Genomic DNA, 16,633 nt, shown 5'->3' with positions numbered 1-16,633 from the left:
TTTATCCGGAACTGATTGCCTGAACCCGGATGCCCACCACACCCTCTTCGTATGGCAACCGCTCTGTACACGGCTCGCTGATGTTTCCGGATCGCTGGCTTCCCTTCGTGGGCGTGCTGCTGCTCGTGTTGTGTACGCCCGGACCGGACTTTCTCGTTGTGCTACGACACTCGCTGAGCGGCCCGTCGACGGGCTATCGCGCCGTGGGCGGCGTCGTCACCGGCCTCACGCTGCACACCATGATCGCCGTCGTCGGGCTGGCAGCGATCATCGCCGCACATCCACCCGTGTTCCACGGAGTGCGCCTTGCCGGGGCGGCTTACCTGACGTGGCTCGGCATCGCATCGCTGCGGAGCTTTCTTGCCCGGCGCCGATCGCTCGCGACCGGCGGCAAGCCCGACACCGAGCAGGCGATCATGGCACCCGCCGGCCATCCGTTCCGCGACGGCGTCCTGACCAACACACTCAACCCGAAGGCGATCCTCTTCTTCGTCGGCCTCCTACCGCAGTTCGTCACCCCAGGAAGCAGCGTCGTCGGCCAGATCGTGTTCTTCGCCGTCACCACGATCATGCTGGCCGCGATCTGGTTGACGTTGCTCGTTCAGGTGATAGGCAAGGCAATGACGCTGCTCAACCGCCCGAGCGTCCGGAGCTCCCTCGACGCCTTGACGGCCGCGGCCTTCTTCGGACTGGCTGCCTCCCTCACCTGGTGACGAAGCACCAGGCCCACATACCGGCCTCAGTCAGCGGCTGGGGAGCCGGAGCAGGGCCTGGACCGGCACATGGTCAGAGGGAAACCGCCCCTCCGAGCGGAACGGGTTGATGGCCGCCACGTCCGGCGTGACCTCCGGCGTGGTGAGTATCCAGTCAATACGTTCACCACCGACCTTCGGCATCGCATATCCACCGAACGTCGCATAGGCCGGTGTTCGCCGCTCCGCGGCTTTCAGCCAGGTGTCAACCAGCCCGGCCCCCGCCACCAGACGTAGGTAAGGCTCGCTGGTCTCGGCTGCCGCGTTGAAGTCTCCGGTGACGATCACTGGTGCCGGCCGCATGGACTCGACCAAGTCGGCCAGCTGCGCCGCGCCGCGCCGCCGCGCGTCGGCAGAGGCGTGATCAAGATGGGTGTTCACGACGACGAATTCACCCGCCGTAGCCACATCTGAGAAGCGAACCCAGGTAGCCATGCGGGGGATGAGGTTGCCGAACGTGGTCGATCCCACGACACCTGGCGTCTCGGACAACCAGACGTGGTCGTATTCGCGTGGCAGGACCCGTCGCGTGTCGAAGAACACCGCCGCGTACTCGCCGTGACTGCCGCCTTCGCGGCCCTGACCGATCCACTCGTAGCCCGACGGCAGGTCCGCCGCGATGTCGGCGACCTGTCCGAACAAGCCTTCCTGGGTGCCGATGACACACGGGCGCTCGACATCAAGCAACTGGGCGAGCACCGGGCGGCGCTCTTCCCACAGGTGACCGGGATCGTCGGCGGCATAACGCACGTTGTAGGTCATCACATGCACTCGCCCGTGCTCCGCAGGCCCGATCAGCGGCTCGTCCAGCCCGGCAGAGGACATCTCATGATGAGTCACAGGCGCACAGCATACGGAACGCCGCGCCGGCCGGTCCGGACCGGGCCTTTCTGCGTCGTGGACCGGCCTTTTGCGTCATGGACCGGCCTTTTGCATCGTGGACCGAAAAGGGGCAGGCGGGGCCCGGTCACGCACCGCCACCGGCAAGCTGCCGCGTTCCGGTCAGAACGCTCCATGCGGCCATAGCCGAGTCGACGATGGATTCCAGCCGCGCTCGGGGGACCCCGTCGCGAGCCTCGATCGATATGCCGTGCAGCACGCCGCCGTAGAAGCCGGCCACACCCGCGGTGTCAGTCCCGGGCGGCAGTTCACCCTCGCTGATCGCACGCTCGAGCCGGTCCTCGACTGCCATCACAGTCTTCCTGCGTTCCGCTGCCAGGAACTCGCGGATCTCCTCGCTACGGGCGTTGCAATTGGTTGCGGCCAGAACGAACATACATCCGCCGGAACGACCCGGCCGTGCGTAGAGTCCGGCGTTGCCGCGCAACATGGCTTCGATGGCGCCCCGAGCTGTGGGCTCCTCACGCAGCGCGCGATCCGTGACCGCACCGTCCGTGGACGCGTACAGGGCGATCGCCTCGCGAAAGAGCACCTCCTTGCTCTCGAACGCCGCATAAAGGCTGGGCGGGTTGATACCCATGACATGAGTCAGGTCTTTGATCGACGTGCCCTCATAGCCGTACTCCCAGAAGAGCTCCATAGCCCCGCGCAAAGCTGCCTGCCGGTCGAACGCCCGCGGGCGTCCACGTTCAGCCATCGCCGAAACACCTCCTGCGCAACTATCGCGAATTGACGGGCGGCGACCTCGATACTAGTTTATTTAGCGATCGCTACATATTAACTCGAGAACTGGAGCATCCCATGGACAAACTCAGCGGCAAGGTGGCACTGGTGACCGGAGGAAGCCGCGGCATCGGCGCGGCCATTGCCACCCGGCTCGCCTCAGACGGGGCCGACGTCGCCCTGACGTACCGCTCGGCGGCCGACAAAGCGGCCGACGTCGCCCAGCAGATCGCTTTCGAAGGTGCCCGCTCGCTGACGTTGGAGGCCGACGCGGCCGACCCCGCAGCCGTCACAGAGTCGATCTCGAAGACAGTTGGAGAGTTCGGGCGGCTGGACATCCTCGTCACCAACGCCGGCATCTTCCCGTACGGCCCGCTCGCCCAGGTCACCACCGAGGAGATCGACCAAACGCTGGCCGTCCACGTCCGGGGAGTGTTCATCGCGGCACAAGCCGCCGCCGCTCACATGACGGATGGCGGACGCATCATCAGCATCGGCAGCTGCTACGCCGAGCGAGTCCCAGTACCTGACGTCACGCTGTACTCGATGACCAAATCGGCTCTGACCGGTCTGACCAAGGGGCTCGCCCGGGACCTCGGACCGCGGGGCATCACCGCGAACGTCGTGCACCCCGGCCCCACGGACACCGACATGAACCCGGCCGACTCGCCCGACGCCGAAGCCGAGCGCACACTCACCGCGTTGGGCCGTTACGGCACCGGCGCCGACATCGCCGGCATGGTTTCACTGCTCGCCGGACCGGACGGAGCCTGGGTCACCGGCGCCTCGATCGCCGTCGACGGCGGCTATACCGCCTAACGACCCGCGGACGGTCCGGCCCGGCGGCGCCGGATGCCCTCAGTGCCGCGCCCGGCGATAGCGGTGCACGGCCAACGGGAAGAAGACGGCAAGCAACACCAGCGGCCACAGGATAGCCAGTGGTAAAGGATGCTGAGCTATCCACGATTCACCGGGAACCGCCGGGTTGCCGAAGAGCTCCCGGGTGGCGGCCACCGTCGACGACATCGGATTGGCCTCCGCCACCGTGCCCAACCAGCCCGGCATCATGGCGGGTGGCACAAAGGTGTTCGCGACCATCGCGAACGGCAGGATCAGCGGATACAGGACAGTCGCGGAGTCGGGAGAACGAAGGACCAGGCCGATGTAGATGCCGACCCAGATCAGGGCGAATCGAAGCAACAACAAGAGCCCTACCGCTGCCAGCGTCTCCCATACGGTCCCGTGGGAACGCCAGCCGACAAGGTACCCGCAACCGATCAGCACGACCAGATCCGCGCTCGCCCGGATCGTGTCCGATCCACTTCGCCCGATCAGAATCGCCGACGAAGCGATCGGCATGGCCATGAACCGGTCAGTGACCCCCCGATCCCTGTCGGTGACCACCGCCCCGATGGTGGTCACCAGGCCGAACACCATGGTCATCCCGAACAGGCCGGGCAGCAGGTACTCCCGGTAGTCGGCGTCCCCAGGCACCGTCATCGCACTGCCGAACACGTAGCCGAACAGAAGAACCGACACCAGCGGAAACGCCAGTCCACCGATGATCTCCTCAGGCGAGCGAGACCAATACACGAGGTTGCGGCGGGTCATGGTCTTACTGTCGGACAGCGCCGCGCGCAATCGGGCCGGCCTGGTGCGGGGTATGACGATGCTACTCATGGCCGGACATCCTTGGTGACCTGCACGAACACCTCATCGAGTGTGGGCCGGCGCAGAACGATGTCACGAACAGCCAGGCCATGCTCGTCCAGCGCACGAGCCACCCGCGCGAGCGTTGCCACCCGGTCGTCGGCAGCCACACCTACCCACCTGGTGTCCTCATGGATCTCTGGACTGTCGCCCGTCACCTCCGCCAGCAGCCGCGCGACTTCCGGGACATCGCCCGGCTCACTCACGAGCACGTCGATCCGGTCACCACCCAACGCCGACTTGAGCTCCTCCGGGGCGCCTCGAGCGATCGCGCGGCCGTGATCGATGACGGTGATCGAGTCGGCCAGCTGGTCCGCCTCGTCGAGATAGTGAGTGGTCAGAAGAACGGTGGCCCCCTCGGCTACGAGCGCCCGGACCCCCTTCCACACCTCGAGGCGGTGTCCTGGATCCATGCCGGTGGTGGGCTCGTCGAGAAAAAGCACCGGCGGGGCCATGATGAAACTGATCGCGAGATCGAGGCGCCGTCGCATACCCCCCGAATAGCCCTTCGGGCGCCGCCCGGCCGCCTCCGCCAGATCGAATTGCTCAATCAGCTCACTGGCCCGACGCCGAGCGGCCGCCGGCCCTAGCCGATAGAAACGGGCGAACATCTCCAAGTTCTCCCGCCCCGTCAACACGCCGTCCACGGCCGGGTGCTGACCGGCGAGGCCGACCCGGTAGCGCACCTGCATCGGATCTCGCAACACGTCGAAGCCCGCGACGCTGGCGTGCCCGCCATCGGGCCGCAGCAGAGTGGAGAGGATCCGAACCGCGGTGGATTTCCCGGCGCCGTTGGGGCCAAGCAGCCCACAGACCGTGCCCTCTGGAACGGCGAGGTCGAACCCGTCCAACGCCAGCGTGGCACCGAACCGCTTGGTCAGCCCCTCGGCATCGACCACCAGCTGCCCACGTGGTCGCCCGGCTAGCAGACCGGCTCGCATGAGCAGGCTCATCTGGCATCCCTCCAGGCAAAACTATACTTAACTATATATATTCTCTCGTATACTTAATTGTGTCAACTAACCAGGGCCAGCTCCCAGCGACCACCCCGCACACAACCCCTGATGCACGCCGGAATGCAGACGCAGCGAACAGGGAGTACGACAGAATGGAGGCGATGCCGCCGAACAGCCCAGACACCACACCGCGCCCAGCCCAGGCCGACGCCGCCCCGAGGCGCCGGCTACGCCGGGCGGAACGCCGCGAGCAGATCATCGACGCCGCCACCAAGGCTTTCGCCAGGGAGGGTGGCTACAGCCACACGAATCTCGACGACGTAGCGGCCGTCGCGGGCGTCACGCGCATGATCCTCTACCGGCACTTTGACTCCAAGACCGATCTCTACCAAGCCGTCATCGACCGCGCAGGGGAGCGGATGTACGCGGCAGCGGTGGTCGACGGAGAGATGGACGACGACAGCGTCGCCCGGGTGATCCAATGGGCCCGCGATGACCCGAACGGCTTTCGCATCCTGTTCCGGCACGCGGCTCGCGAGCCGGACTTCCAGGACGACATCGAACAACTCAAGGCCAGCATGGTGACTTTCGTGCGGCCGTACCTCGAAGAGATCACCGTCGATCACCAGTGGACCGGCTGGACCGCCCACATGTCCACCGTGATCATCATCGAGGCGATCATGGCCTGGCTCGATACCGGCCAACCGGACCCCGAGCACGCCACCGACCGCATCCTCGACGCGGTCGGGCGCGCGGTGGAGGCAATCGCCTCGGTGTAGGCCAGAATCCCGGCCTAGCCGAACCATTTCCCTTTCTTGACAATTTTATTTGTCGGTGAAATGCTCTCCCGCATGGACGAAGTTGCGGTGATCGAAGACCCCGCGGCGGCAGAGATCTCGCTGGATCCCATCCGCGCGCGCCTGCTGGCCCAACTCGCTGAACCCGGGTCGGCCACCACCCTGGCAGCGAGGGTCGGCCTGCCCCGGCAGAAGGTGAACTATCACCTCAAGGCCCTTGAGCGACACGGACTGGTGGAGCTGGTCGAAGAGCGAAAGAAGGGCAACGCCACCGAACGGGTTCTGCAGGCCGTCGCCTCGTCCTTCGTGATCTCCCCGGCCGCGCTGGGTGCGGTTCAGCCAGATCCGGACCGCTCACCGGACCGGCTGTCCGCCCGTTGGCTACTTGCCCTCGCTTCCCGACTCGTGCACGACGTCGGCAGTTTGCTGACCGGCGCCGCCAAGGCCCGCAGACGAGTCGCCACTTTCGCCATCGACGCCGAGGTCCGATTCGCCTCGGCGGCCGACCGCTCGGCTTTCGCCGAGGATCTGGCCACGACGGTAGCCCGCCTCGTCAGCCAATACCACGACGAGACCGCCGAAGGCGGGCGCGAACACCGGGTGATCCTCGCCATCCACCCGAAGGTGAAGGGATCGTGATGGACCGCCACTTCGACACTCAACACGACGCCGAGTTCGACGCCGACCCCGACCAGGTGTGGGACGCGATCGCCACCGGTCCCGGCATCGACTCGTGGTTCATGGGCCGCAACGACGTCGAGCCTGGTCCTGACGGCACGATCCGGATGGCGTTCGGAGGCTACACGCCGGAGCATCGCATCACCGAGTGGGAACCGCACCGGCGGTTGGCATACCGCACCGACGAGGCGGACGACGGCCGGTTCGTTGCTTACGAGTTCTTGATCGAAGGCCGTGACCAAGCCAGCACCACACTGCGCATGACGGTCAGCGGATTCCTACCGGGAGATGACTGGGAAGCCGAATACGACGCGATGACCAGGGGCCTTGCCTTGTACTTCCGGACGCTCGCCGAATATCTCACCTATTTCGCGGGCCGCACCGCCACACCCGTCACCGCGTTCGGCCCGTTGATCACCGACTGGCAGCGGGCTCGGCACATGCTTTACGCCGAACTCGGCCTGCCTGACGTCCCGCGGGCCGGTACCTCGGCGCGCTTCCAAGGCCCGGAGTCGCGAACCATCGACGGCACCGTGTACTTCATCGATACCGACGCCGTCGGAATCCGCACCTCGGATGCCATGTACCGGTTCGTCAAGGGGTTCTCCGGACCGATCGTCGCGATGCATCACGTCTTCGGCGACGTCGATCGTGATGCGGCCGAGGCGTCCTGGCAGACCTGGCTGTCCCGGCTCCACCCCTGAGAGCAGGCATTCCGGCGTCCGCCTGCTGAATTCGACGACCTCGATACCTGGAGGAACAATGCCCACAACAACATCCCGCGACGGCACCACCATCGCGTACGAACAAGCAGGTAGCGGCCCGCCGTTGCTCATCGTCGACGGCGCCTTGTGCTACCGGGCCTTCGGGCCGAGCAAGAAGCTGCGCGAGCAGCTCACCGACGCCTTCACAGTACTGACCTATGACCGCCGCGGACGTGGCGAGAGCGCCGACACCGCTCCTTACGCCGTCGAGCGCGAGATCGAGGACATCGAGGCTGTAGTCAAGGAAGCCGGGGGTTCGGCATTCGCTTTCGGAATGTCTTCCGGCGCGGCATTGGTTCTAGAAGCTGCCAACCACGACGTCGGCATCACGAAGCTCGCTACATACGAGGCTCCGTTCACGGTCAGTGACGATGCCCCGCCCGAGCCACCGGATTATGCCGAGCGGCTCAATGGGCTACTGGCCGCGGACCGGCGTGGAGACGCGGTGAAGCTCTTCATGAAGCTCGTGGGCACGCCTCGCATCGCGGTGGTCATGATGCAGCTCATGCCGATGTGGAGGAAACTCAGAGGGGTAGCGCCCACACTGCCGTACGATTACGCCATCCTCGAGTTCGGCCGCCATCACAGACCGTTGCCGCCCGACCGCTGGACATCGGTCACGATGCCGGCGCTCGTCATGGACGGCGGCAAGAGCCCGGATTGGATGCGGGCATCACAAGCGGCAATTGCGGAGATCTTGCCAGACGCGCATTACCGGACCCTCGAGGGCCAGACTCACCTGCTGAAGGCCGCCGTCGTGGCGCCAGTGCTCAAGGACTTCTTGCGATGATCATGCTGGCGCACTCCGGGTAGAGATCCGGGACCGCCCCCAGCCGAGCAGGACCCGGCCGAGAGAGGCGTGCCCGGCGCCGGAAGGGGTATGACGAAACTAATCCTTTCTGGCCACCGCGCATGTGCTTGGAGGTGCGCGATCCATGACCGAGACGGTACGGCTGGGCACCGTGGCCGGTGTCCGGGTCGGCTTGCACTGGAGTGTCCTGGGAATCGTCGTCCTGCTGATGTTCGGCCTAGCCGGCGGGCTCTTGCCGGCCCAGTTCCCCGGCGAGCCACCAGCCGCCTACATCGCGGCCGCTGTCGCGGCGACGTTACTGTTCGTCGCCTCACTGCTCGCCCATGAGATCGGCCACGCCGTCATCGCCGCCCGGAACGACATCGAGGTCGAAGGCATCACGCTGTGGCTGCTCGGCGGTGTCGCGCGGCTGCGCGGCGAAGCGTCGACCCCGGCGATCGACTTTCGCATCGCTGGCGTGGGTCCACTCATCAGCATGGTGCTGGGCGCCGCCTTCTTCGCGGCTACCTGGGCCGCCGTCGGGGCCGGTGCTCCAGAGCTGTTCAGCGGTGTCCTGGGTTACCTCGCGACCATCAACGTGCTGCTGGCACTGTTCAACCTGGTCCCCGCCGCACCGCTGGACGGAGGCCGGCTGTTGCGTGCCGCTATCTGGGCATGGCGCGGCGACCGTCACCGCGCACAGATATGGTCGGCACGGGCGGGCCGGGTCTTCGGCCTGCTGCTCGTCGTGCTTGGTCTCTTCTGGCTGTTCAACGACTACGGCGGCGGCCTGTGGTGGATCCTGATCGGTCTGTTCGTCGTAACGATGGCGTCAATGGAAGAACACCATGCCCGCATGAGTGTGACGCTGGGTGGCCTGCGGGCACGCGACATCATGAGCCCCGACCCCGACACAGCAGAGCCGGGCCAGAACGTCGACGAGTTCGTCCACAACGTGGCGATGGTCCGCCGCCACTCGGCGTTCCCGCTCCTCGACTCATCCGGCTCCATCCAGGGGCTGGTGACACTCAACCGCATCCGCTCCGTCCCACGTGACCAGCACAGCCACACCCGTATCGATGAGGTCGCCTGCGCCGTCGACGAGGTGCCGATCGTCCGGCCGGACGAGTACGTCTCTGACCTGCTCGTCCGGCTGGGAGGCTGTGCCGACGGGCGTGCTCTGGTCATGGACGAAGGCCGCCTGCTGGGAATCATCTCGCCGACCGACATCAGCCGGGCGATCTCGCTACGCGGCCTCGGCGTCGAAGGATCCAACGGCGCCGACGTGATGTACGGTCCGCGCATCTGAACCGTCGGTCCGCGCGTGCCCGTCCGGCCGGACACGATAACGTCGTTCTCCATGACGATCGTCCATCCGATTGAGCACGCGTGGATCACCACCGGCCAAACCGGCGCTCAGAACTACGACGAGTTCGCCGACGACGCCGAGATCACGGCGATCATCGCGGAAAATCCGCAGAGCGCCCTGGCCATCGAGATGCCACATCGGGCGCCGGAAAGCCTCGGCAAGACGTTCGCCGACTCGCTCCCGGACGCCGCTGACCGGCTGGCCCAGGCCAAGGCCGACGGGTTCTACGTACAGGTCGAGAACGCCGTGGTTCTCTACAGGATCACCGATCCGACCACGGACACCGCGGCCTACGGCATGTTCTGCCTGCTCGACACCGCTCAGATATCCGGCCGTGACGACGAGCCGGGTCTCGTCATCCGCAACGAGGACGTCTTCATAGAGAAGGTGCGCGAACGCGTCGCCCTGACCGAGGCCACAGACACACTGCTCTCCCCCGTGCTGCTCATGCAGACCGCCCATGGAGACAAGCTCCAGGCCGAGCTGGTGAGCGCGACAGCCGCCGCGGGCGCGCCTATGGCCTCAGACACCGACGGCGCCGGGCGCACCCACGAGGTCTGGCCGGTGCCGCCGGGGCCGGCGGCCGACCGGTTGCGCGAACTCGCCGGCGGCGGTGAACTCGTGGTGGCCGATGGCAACCACCGCAGTCTCGCTGCGCAGATCGGCGGCCTGTCCCACTTCCTGGCCGTCGTCACCACTCCTTCGTCGGTGAGCATCGATCCGTACCACCGCCTGGTTCAGGAGATGGGGATGTCCGCGCCCGCCCTCCTGGAGCGGCTGCGTGCCGCTGGGGCCACTGTCACCCCCCTCGAGACACCGCCTGAGACGCCCGCGCAGCCCGGGACCATTCACCTGTACCTGAACGGCTCCGGTCACGCCGTCGCGCTGCCGGCGCCGGACAGCGACGTAGTCACCGAGCGGCTCGATCATGCGCTGACCGAACGGGTGCTCTTCGGTGACGTTCTGGGCCTGGATCCCGGTGACAAGCGCATCCGCTACATCGGCGGCGACTACCCTCCGCGGTGGCTACGCGGCGAGGTCGACGCCGGCCGAGCGGAGCTCGCCGTGCTCATTTCACCGGTCACGGTCGAGGATTTCGTTGCCGTGAACCTCGCCCGCCAGAAGATGCCCCGGAAAAGCACCTGGTTCACTCCGAAGGCCCGCGCCGGGCTGGTGTTGGCTGAGCTTCATCGATAGCCCCCTGACCAGCGGAAAGGCATCGCCGCAGAGCATGTGAAAACGACCATCTGAACCTGCGGCCAACCTGCCGCACACTGTATGCGGGGATTTAGGCCCCAATTCACCGTTCGTTAACCCGAGTCGGGCTTCCTTTACCTAGATGACGTCAGGTAGCCGCGAAGTTGTCGACGAAGGGTCGAGTCGGTAGATGGCGAGCAGCATGGTTCTCCGCGAGGACACCAGCCGTGTTCCTATGACCAGGACACACGACACTCCGATCGTCGACATCCACCGGCCAGCTGCCAACAAACTGTTGAGCTGGCTGCTGGTCGTCGCCCTGATCTACACCCTGATCTGCGCAGTCAGCATCATCAGCTCAGGCTTTCGGACCGCCACCGGCGACCAGGCCGAAGAACTCTTCCAGTTCGCCACCAACCCGTTCGTCGGCCTGGTGGTCGGGATCATCGCGACGGCTCTGATCCAGTCGTCGTCCACCGTCACCTCGATCATCGTGGGCCTGGTGGCCGGTGGTCTGCCGGTCAGCGTCGCGGTGCCGATGATCATGGGCGCGAACATCGGCACCACCGTGACCAACACCCTGGTCAGCCTCGGCTACGTGCGCGACAAAGAAGACTTCAAGCGGGCGTTCTCCGCTGCCACGGTGCATGATTTCTTCAATCTCCTCGCGGTCGCCATCTTCTTGCCGCTGGAGATCATGACCGGCTTCCTCGAACGCACTGCGCTCGCCGCTGCGGGTCCGCTGGTCAGCGACAGCAGCTACTCGATGGAGGAAACGAACTTCATCGGCACTCTCACCTCGCCGGTCACCGACACCGTCAAGGGCGCTGCCGGTGCACTCCCGGCCGCGTTCGGCGGGATCGCGATGATCATCGTCGGCACCGCGATGATCCTGCTGTCGATCAGGTTCATCGGCAAGCTGCTCAAGACACTGATGGTCGGGCGGGCCAAGCGCATCCTCCACGCCGCAATCGGCCGCGGCCCCATCTCCGGTATCGCGTCAGGCGCTACGGTGACGGTGCTCGTCCAGTCCTCCACCACCAGCACGAGCCTGATGGTTCCGCTTGCCGGCTCGGGCGCCCTGAGCTTGCGCCAGATCTATCCGTTCACCCTTGGCGCCAACGTGGGAACCACGGTCACGGCGCTGCTCGCCGCCACCGCCGTCAGCGGACCGCAGGCACTGCCCGCTCTTGAAATCGCCTTCGTCCACCTGCTGTTCAACCTCTTCGCACTCGTGCTGATCTTCTCGATTCCGTTCCTCCGGGATATCCCGCTCCGCGGAGCGCAGTGGCTGTCGTCGCTGGCTGCCGAGCGCAAGATCTTCGCGGCCGCATGGGTGGTCGGCACGTTCTTCCTCTTGCCGGGGGTTTTGATTCTCGCGACTTCCGTCCTGTGACCGCACATGCCAAGATGGCGGACATGGAGGGCACCGGCCCAGCACCACCCGACAACGAACTCGAGCAGATCATTGCCGAGACGGAGTCGTACCTGACTGAACTCCGCGCTGAACTGGAGCGCCGTCAGCAGGCCGTGCAGACCGCCGAGATCGAGAACCTCGAGGAACATCTCGCCAACGCCCGGGTGAAGTGGGACGAGCTCAAGGACTTCCTCGAGGTCGTCTTGCAAGAACTCAAGCGCTGAGCCTGGGGGGACACGGCTGGTCCGGGCACCAGCACGGCGGCCACTGTTCCTCGCCGCGAGCTAGCCCGAATCGGCGAGACCGGCCCGCTCCGACGCGGTCGCGAGCTCGAACCCTTCGTCGAGCCAGCCGGTGACACCGCCGATCATCTTCTTGACCGGTCGTTTCAGCTGAGCGAGACGGAGCGCCGCCTTGTCGGCGCCGTTGCAATGAGGCCCGGCACAATAGACGACGAACAGCGTGTCCACGGGATAAGACGCAAGGTTGCGCTGCACGATGCGTCCATGTGGCAGGTTGACCGCACCCGGGACGTGCCCGCTGGCGTAGAGGTCCGGGCTACGCACGTCGAGCAGGACGAAGTCCTGCACGCCGCGGCTCATCGCGTCGTGAACGTCCCAGCAGTCCGTCTCGAACGCGAGAAGAGACGCGAAGTGCGCGATTGCGGCCGTCGGCTCCGCCGGCGGCGTCGCGGCCACCGAAGAGCCGACGTTCGGAATGGCGGCGGAGCGGTCCGCCCCAACAGGATTCACCGAAGTCACGTCACCCAAAATAGGCGATCGGACCGACGTGCGGAAGACGCCGGAGATCAGGCTCGGCGACAGATCATCAACTCCGTGGTCGGACTCCTATGCAACCTGCGGACCAGCTGGCGCTCGATCGGGTAAAGAGCGGCTCCGGCAGCCCACCCGGTCGGCTGAGTCAAGGTGAACGCACGCAACGCCCCGCCCCAGACCTTTCGCACCGGTTTCGGCGCGTCGACGAGGGCGTTCATTAGCACCAACATCGGCACCCGCCGCTGCACTTCGAATCCGGCCTCACCCAGCGCTGAGACGATCCACTCTTCGGTGCGGCTGACCTGGTGCGCGGTGTAATCCGGAGGCCGGCGGAGGAAATTCTCCGAGAGAACGAAGTATCCACCGGGCCGCACCGCCCGGGCGATGTTGTCGATGGCAGCGAGATAGCGGTTGTCGTCAGTGATGTGAAACAGGACGTCGATGCAAGAGACTGCGTCGAAGGTGGCGGCCGGCAAGTCGCTGTCGGTCTCGGTGATGTCCAACTGAACGAACTCGACGCCGGTATGGTGCTCCCGCAGCTTCGTCACGGCGGCTTCGGTGAGGTCGCTGCCGACCACCTCTCCGACGCCGAGTTGCTGCCAGCAGCGCACATATTCACCTGTACCCGAGCCTACGTCGAGCACCCTGCTGGCCTTCCTCAGGCCGAGCGCGCCGGCTTCACGAAGAAAAACCTCCCTGCGCACGCGATAGACCCACGTGTTGAACGGCCGGCCCAGCGCGTGGTAGCCGACACCGCTCTCGGTCCAGTCCGAGGCCAGACGTCGTTCCCAGAAGTTCCTGTGATCATTTTCAGGTGTCATCCGTATCATCATGCCCAGATAACAGAATGATTAAGCAAGAAATTTGAAGAGGGCCGTCGATTCCGGGCTGTGTCACCCGTCATCTGTGTAGAGCCACCGTCACACGGATTGGAGACCACCATGAAGTACATGCTCCTGTTGTTCGAGCCCGACACCGACTGGCTGTCGGTACCGAAGGAGAAGCTCGAGGCCGAACTCGACGCGCACGGAGAGTTCTGCCGTTATCTGGAGGAGCGGGGGATCACGTTCTCGGGTGCCGCCCTGCGCCCGTCCACCACAGCCACCACACTGCGGCCGGACGGGGAACAGATGATCGTCACCGACGGTCCGTACGTCGAACTCAAAGAGAACCTCGGCGGGTATTACATCATCGATGTGGCTGACCTCGACGAGGCACTCGAGATCGCCAAACGGTGCCCCGTCAGTGCGGGCATCGAGGTGCGCCCCACCTGGGACACATCCGGCTGACCTGAACCATCGATCGATTGACGAGGGCTGGACGCGATGATTGTGTCCATGACAAGTCATCCGGGCGAGGATGTCGCCGCGGCGCTCATCGACGCACATCGCCGCGGATGGGCGCGGGTCCTCGCATCGGTAGCCCGCGTCACACGCGATCTCGACGCCGCGGAGGACGCCACCCAAGAGGCGTTCGCCGCGGCGCTCGACGCGTGGCGCCGAGACGGGGTGCCGGCCACGCCGGTGGCCTGGCTGACCACGGTCGCGCGACGCAAGGCGCTCGACGTCATCCGGCGCGAAGAGACGCTGAGCCGCAAACTCCCGATGCTCATCGTCCCGGAGGACGACCACACACCAGCGCCCTCCGACGATATCGACGACGACCGGCTGCGGCTGATCTTCTTGTGCTGCCACCCGGCGCTGGGCCTCGCCGCGCGGGTGGCGCTGACGTTGCGCTTGGTCTGCGGCCTGACAACCGCCGAGATCGCACACCTGTTCCTGGTGAACGAGCGCACCATGGCCGCGCGGATCACCAGGGCGAAAAAGAAGATCCGAGCCGCTGGCATCCCGTACCGAGTGCCGGCCGAGCACGAACTGGCCGACCGGTTGCCGTCCGTGCTGACCGTCGTCGCGCTGGTATTCACCGAGGGGCACACCGCTTCACACGGGGACAGCCTGAGGCGCCCGACGCGGGTCCGGCTGGCCACCGAGTTGGCTGCCGCGCTCCTCGAACTCATGCCGGAGGAACCCGAAGTCCTGGGCTTGCTGGCCACGATCCGGCTGGCCGAGGGGCGCGCCCATGGCCGGCTCAGCGAGAACGGCAGCCTCGCGCTCCTGCGTGAACAGGATCGGTCCACATGGGATCTCGGGGCGATCAACGAAGGCAGGGCCCTAGCCGAACAGGCGATGCGGCGTTCGGCGCATCGGGGGCCGGGGCCGTACGCCATACACGCGGCCATCGCGGCGCTGCACTCGGAAGCCCTCAGCTACGACGCGACAGACTGGCCGCAGATCCTGGCCCTGTACAACCTTTTGCTCAGCATCCAGCCGTCACCGGTCACCCGGCTCGCCCGCGCGATGGCCCGTTCGATGGTAGAAGGCCCGGCGGCGGCCTTGACCGAGGTAGAGCTTCTAGAGGAAGATCGTGAGTTGAGCGCCTATAACGGTTTAGCCGCGGCCAGAGCCGATCTGCTGCACCGCCTCGGCCGCCAGGCTGAAGCCGCGGTGGCTTATGAGCGTGCCGCGTCTCTGACGAACAACGAAGTCGAGCGGCTGTTCCTGACCGACCGCGCCCACGCCATGAGGGATCGAAACTCGCTATAGACATGAGAATCAATCTCATTTAGAATAAATGAAGTGCTGGGTGCGGTCGGTCTCATGCCCGGGTGGACCGCGCCCTGCACCTCTTACATCCCGGCCTTCGCCACGCCCGCCCGGCGCTCGGAAGGCGCGCGGGCCATCGAATCTCACGTGGCCCCATGCCCCGCGGTCGCGCCGATGCACTCGGGCGCGCCTACACTGATTACCGTGCCGACATACGAGTTCCGCTGCCGCGCGTGCGGGTCCAGCTTCGATGTATCGCGCCCGATGGCCGACGCCAACACCCCCGCCCCGTGCCCCGAGGGGCACGAGGACACCGTGAAACTGCTCACGACCGTTGGCATCGCTGGGCGTAGCAATGCCGGCGCACCGGCTTCCGGTGGCTGCTGCGGCGGAGGCTGCGGCTGCGGCTAACACCACCGCTCGCCACCCGACCGGGTCAGAACCCGGGCCCGACCATGCCGGAGCTACCAGCTCGACTTCGTCACACCCGGAAGCTCACCGCGATGGGCCATCTCGCGGAGCCGAATCCGGGACAGGCCGAATTTCCGATAGACGGCCCGCGGCCTGCCGTCCACGTAATCACGATTGCGCAGCCGTGTGGCGCTCGCGTCGCGCGGCTGCTTGGACAGTTCCCGGCGGGCCGCGAGCCGTTCTTCCGCGCTCGACTGGGGGCTGGTGATGACTCGCTTCAGCTCGGCGCGACGCTCAGCGTAACGCTGGACGACGAGCTGGCGCTGCCGCTCCCGGGCGATCTTGCTCTTCTTAGCCATCAGCGCTCCTCCCGGAACTCGACGTGCCGCCGCACAACGGGGTCGTACTTTCGCAACCGCATCCGGTCGGGGTCATTGCGGCGGTTCTTCCGGGTGACATAGGTGTAGCCAGTGCCGGCAGTGGATCGCATCTTGATGATCGGACGAAGGTCCGCGCTCTTGGCCATCAGATCCGCTCCCCACGGGCGAGAATCTCGCGCACCACAGCATCGATACCGCGCCGGTCGATGGTCTTGATGCCCCGGGCGCTAACGGTGAGGGTCACGTTCCGGCCCAGCGATGGCACCCAGTAGCGCTTGCGCTGGATGTTGGGGTTGAACCGCCGCTTAGTGCGCCGGTGCGAGTGGGAGATGCGATGTCCGAAACCGGGCACCGTACCAGTGACTTGGCAGTGGGCCGACATACACGGGCTCCTCGAGAGTTGCCGTTAC

22 protein-coding genes are annotated in these 16,633 nt (G+C 65.9%); 13 read left to right on the top strand and 9 right to left on the bottom strand.

The window, feature by feature from the left end:
- Positions 1-29: 29 nt before the first annotated feature.
- Positions 30-713, top strand: coding sequence for a LysE family translocator (locus F7O44_RS14420; RefSeq protein ID WP_162450932.1), 684 nt, complete (start codon positions 30-32; stop codon positions 711-713).
- A gap of 30 nt (positions 714-743) precedes the next feature.
- On the opposite strand, the gene F7O44_RS14415 is transcribed toward F7O44_RS14420, so the two are convergent.
- Both F7O44_RS14415 and F7O44_RS14410 read right to left on the bottom strand, forming a co-directional pair.
- Positions 744-1,592: an endonuclease/exonuclease/phosphatase family protein gene (locus tag F7O44_RS14415; RefSeq protein ID WP_222851363.1), complete on the bottom strand. Its 849-nt coding sequence runs from the start codon at positions 1,590-1,592 to the stop codon at positions 744-746.
- Between the two features lie 127 nt (positions 1,593-1,719).
- Positions 1,720-2,349, bottom strand: a complete 630-nt coding sequence (locus F7O44_RS14410; protein WP_162450931.1) for a TetR/AcrR family transcriptional regulator — start codon at positions 2,347-2,349, stop codon at positions 1,720-1,722.
- A 104-nt stretch (positions 2,350-2,453) separates the two neighbouring features.
- Between F7O44_RS14410 and F7O44_RS14405 the strand changes: the two genes are divergently transcribed.
- Complete coding sequence (locus F7O44_RS14405; RefSeq protein WP_162450930.1) at positions 2,454-3,194, top strand: SDR family NAD(P)-dependent oxidoreductase; 741 nt, start codon at positions 2,454-2,456, stop codon at positions 3,192-3,194.
- Between the two features lie 39 nt (positions 3,195-3,233).
- On the opposite strand, the gene F7O44_RS14400 is transcribed toward F7O44_RS14405, so the two are convergent.
- Both F7O44_RS14400 and F7O44_RS14395 read right to left on the bottom strand, forming a co-directional pair.
- Positions 3,234-4,055, bottom strand: coding sequence for an ABC transporter permease (locus tag F7O44_RS14400; protein ID WP_162450929.1), 822 nt, complete (start codon positions 4,053-4,055; stop codon positions 3,234-3,236).
- Positions 4,052-5,038 carry an ATP-binding cassette domain-containing protein gene (locus F7O44_RS14395; protein WP_222851362.1) on the bottom strand — a complete coding sequence of 329 codons (987 nt, stop codon included), beginning with the start codon at positions 5,036-5,038 and terminating at the stop codon, positions 4,052-4,054. The genes F7O44_RS14400 and F7O44_RS14395 overlap by 4 nt, the downstream gene beginning before the upstream one ends.
- Positions 5,039-5,202: 164 nt before the next feature.
- On the opposite strand from F7O44_RS14395, the gene F7O44_RS14390 reads away from it, so the two are divergent.
- The 8 genes from F7O44_RS14390 to F7O44_RS14355 all read left to right on the top strand — a co-directional run bounded on the left by F7O44_RS14390 (position 5,203) and on the right by F7O44_RS14355 (position 12,277).
- Positions 5,203-5,820 (top strand): TetR/AcrR family transcriptional regulator, encoded by a 618-nt coding sequence (locus F7O44_RS14390; protein WP_162450928.1) that lies wholly within the window; start codon positions 5,203-5,205, stop codon positions 5,818-5,820.
- A gap of 72 nt (positions 5,821-5,892) precedes the next feature.
- Entirely contained in the window at positions 5,893-6,477 is a 585-nt protein-coding gene (locus tag F7O44_RS14385) for an ArsR/SmtB family transcription factor (protein ID WP_162450927.1), read from the top strand.
- Positions 6,477-7,220: an SRPBCC family protein gene (locus F7O44_RS14380; protein ID WP_162451048.1), complete on the top strand. Its 744-nt coding sequence runs from the start codon at positions 6,477-6,479 to the stop codon at positions 7,218-7,220. Before F7O44_RS14385 ends, F7O44_RS14380 begins: the two co-directional genes overlap by 1 nt.
- Positions 7,221-7,278: 58 nt before the next feature.
- A complete protein-coding gene (locus F7O44_RS14375) occupies positions 7,279-8,070 on the top strand; it encodes an alpha/beta fold hydrolase (protein WP_162450926.1) in 792 nt (263 codons plus the stop codon).
- A 145-nt stretch (positions 8,071-8,215) separates the two neighbouring features.
- Positions 8,216-9,379 carry a site-2 protease family protein gene (locus tag F7O44_RS14370; protein WP_162450925.1) on the top strand — a complete coding sequence of 388 codons (1,164 nt, stop codon included), beginning with the start codon at positions 8,216-8,218 and terminating at the stop codon, positions 9,377-9,379.
- 51 nt (positions 9,380-9,430) lie between these two features.
- Positions 9,431-10,636 carry a DUF1015 family protein gene (locus F7O44_RS14365; protein WP_162450924.1) on the top strand — a complete coding sequence of 402 codons (1,206 nt, stop codon included), beginning with the start codon at positions 9,431-9,433 and terminating at the stop codon, positions 10,634-10,636.
- 235 nt (positions 10,637-10,871) lie between these two features.
- Entirely contained in the window at positions 10,872-12,032 is a 1,161-nt protein-coding gene (locus tag F7O44_RS14360) for a Na/Pi symporter (RefSeq protein WP_162450923.1), read from the top strand.
- A 23-nt stretch (positions 12,033-12,055) separates the two neighbouring features.
- Positions 12,056-12,277: a hypothetical protein gene (locus F7O44_RS14355; RefSeq protein WP_162450922.1), complete on the top strand. Its 222-nt coding sequence runs from the start codon at positions 12,056-12,058 to the stop codon at positions 12,275-12,277.
- 60 nt (positions 12,278-12,337) lie between these two features.
- On the opposite strand, the gene F7O44_RS14350 is transcribed toward F7O44_RS14355, so the two are convergent.
- On the bottom strand, positions 12,338-12,814 hold the full coding sequence (locus F7O44_RS14350) for a rhodanese-like domain-containing protein (protein ID WP_222851360.1): 477 nt from the start codon (positions 12,812-12,814) through the stop codon (positions 12,338-12,340).
- Positions 12,815-12,861: 47 nt separating this feature from the next.
- Positions 12,862-13,650, bottom strand: a complete 789-nt coding sequence (locus tag F7O44_RS14345) for a class I SAM-dependent methyltransferase (protein WP_162450921.1) — start codon at positions 13,648-13,650, stop codon at positions 12,862-12,864.
- Positions 13,651-13,770: 120 nt separating this feature from the next.
- Here F7O44_RS14345 and F7O44_RS14340 point away from each other — a divergent pair, with 120 nt between their 5' ends.
- The 3 genes from F7O44_RS14340 to F7O44_RS31870 all read left to right on the top strand — a co-directional run bounded on the left by F7O44_RS14340 (position 13,771) and on the right by F7O44_RS31870 (position 15,843).
- Positions 13,771-14,118: a YciI family protein gene (locus tag F7O44_RS14340; protein WP_162450920.1), complete on the top strand. Its 348-nt coding sequence runs from the start codon at positions 13,771-13,773 to the stop codon at positions 14,116-14,118.
- A gap of 48 nt (positions 14,119-14,166) precedes the next feature.
- Entirely contained in the window at positions 14,167-15,432 is a 1,266-nt protein-coding gene (locus tag F7O44_RS14335) for an RNA polymerase sigma factor (protein ID WP_162450919.1), read from the top strand.
- 204 nt (positions 15,433-15,636) lie between these two features.
- Positions 15,637-15,843, top strand: a complete 207-nt coding sequence (locus F7O44_RS31870; protein WP_162450918.1) for an FmdB family zinc ribbon protein — start codon at positions 15,637-15,639, stop codon at positions 15,841-15,843.
- 53 nt (positions 15,844-15,896) lie between these two features.
- On the opposite strand, the gene rpsN is transcribed toward F7O44_RS31870, so the two are convergent.
- The 3 genes from rpsN to rpmB are packed head-to-tail and all read right to left on the bottom strand — an operon-like array spanning position 15,897 to position 16,605.
- Positions 15,897-16,202, bottom strand: coding sequence for a 30S ribosomal protein S14 (rpsN, locus tag F7O44_RS14325; RefSeq protein ID WP_162450917.1), 306 nt, complete (start codon positions 16,200-16,202; stop codon positions 15,897-15,899).
- Positions 16,202-16,369 (bottom strand): 50S ribosomal protein L33, encoded by a 168-nt coding sequence (gene rpmG, locus F7O44_RS14320; RefSeq protein WP_162450916.1) that lies wholly within the window; start codon positions 16,367-16,369, stop codon positions 16,202-16,204. Before rpmG ends, rpsN begins: the two co-directional genes overlap by 1 nt.
- Positions 16,369-16,605 (bottom strand): 50S ribosomal protein L28, encoded by a 237-nt coding sequence (gene rpmB, locus F7O44_RS14315; RefSeq protein ID WP_162450915.1) that lies wholly within the window; start codon positions 16,603-16,605, stop codon positions 16,369-16,371. Before rpmB ends, rpmG begins: the two co-directional genes overlap by 1 nt.
- Between the last annotated feature and the right edge of the window lie 28 nt (positions 16,606-16,633).

The organism is Phytoactinopolyspora mesophila, assembly GCF_010122465.1.
GTDB lineage: Bacteria > Actinomycetota > Actinomycetes > Jiangellales > Jiangellaceae > Phytoactinopolyspora > Phytoactinopolyspora mesophila.
Note: the sequence above shows the minus strand (reverse complement) of the source record. Positions and strands in the feature narration are given on the sequence as shown.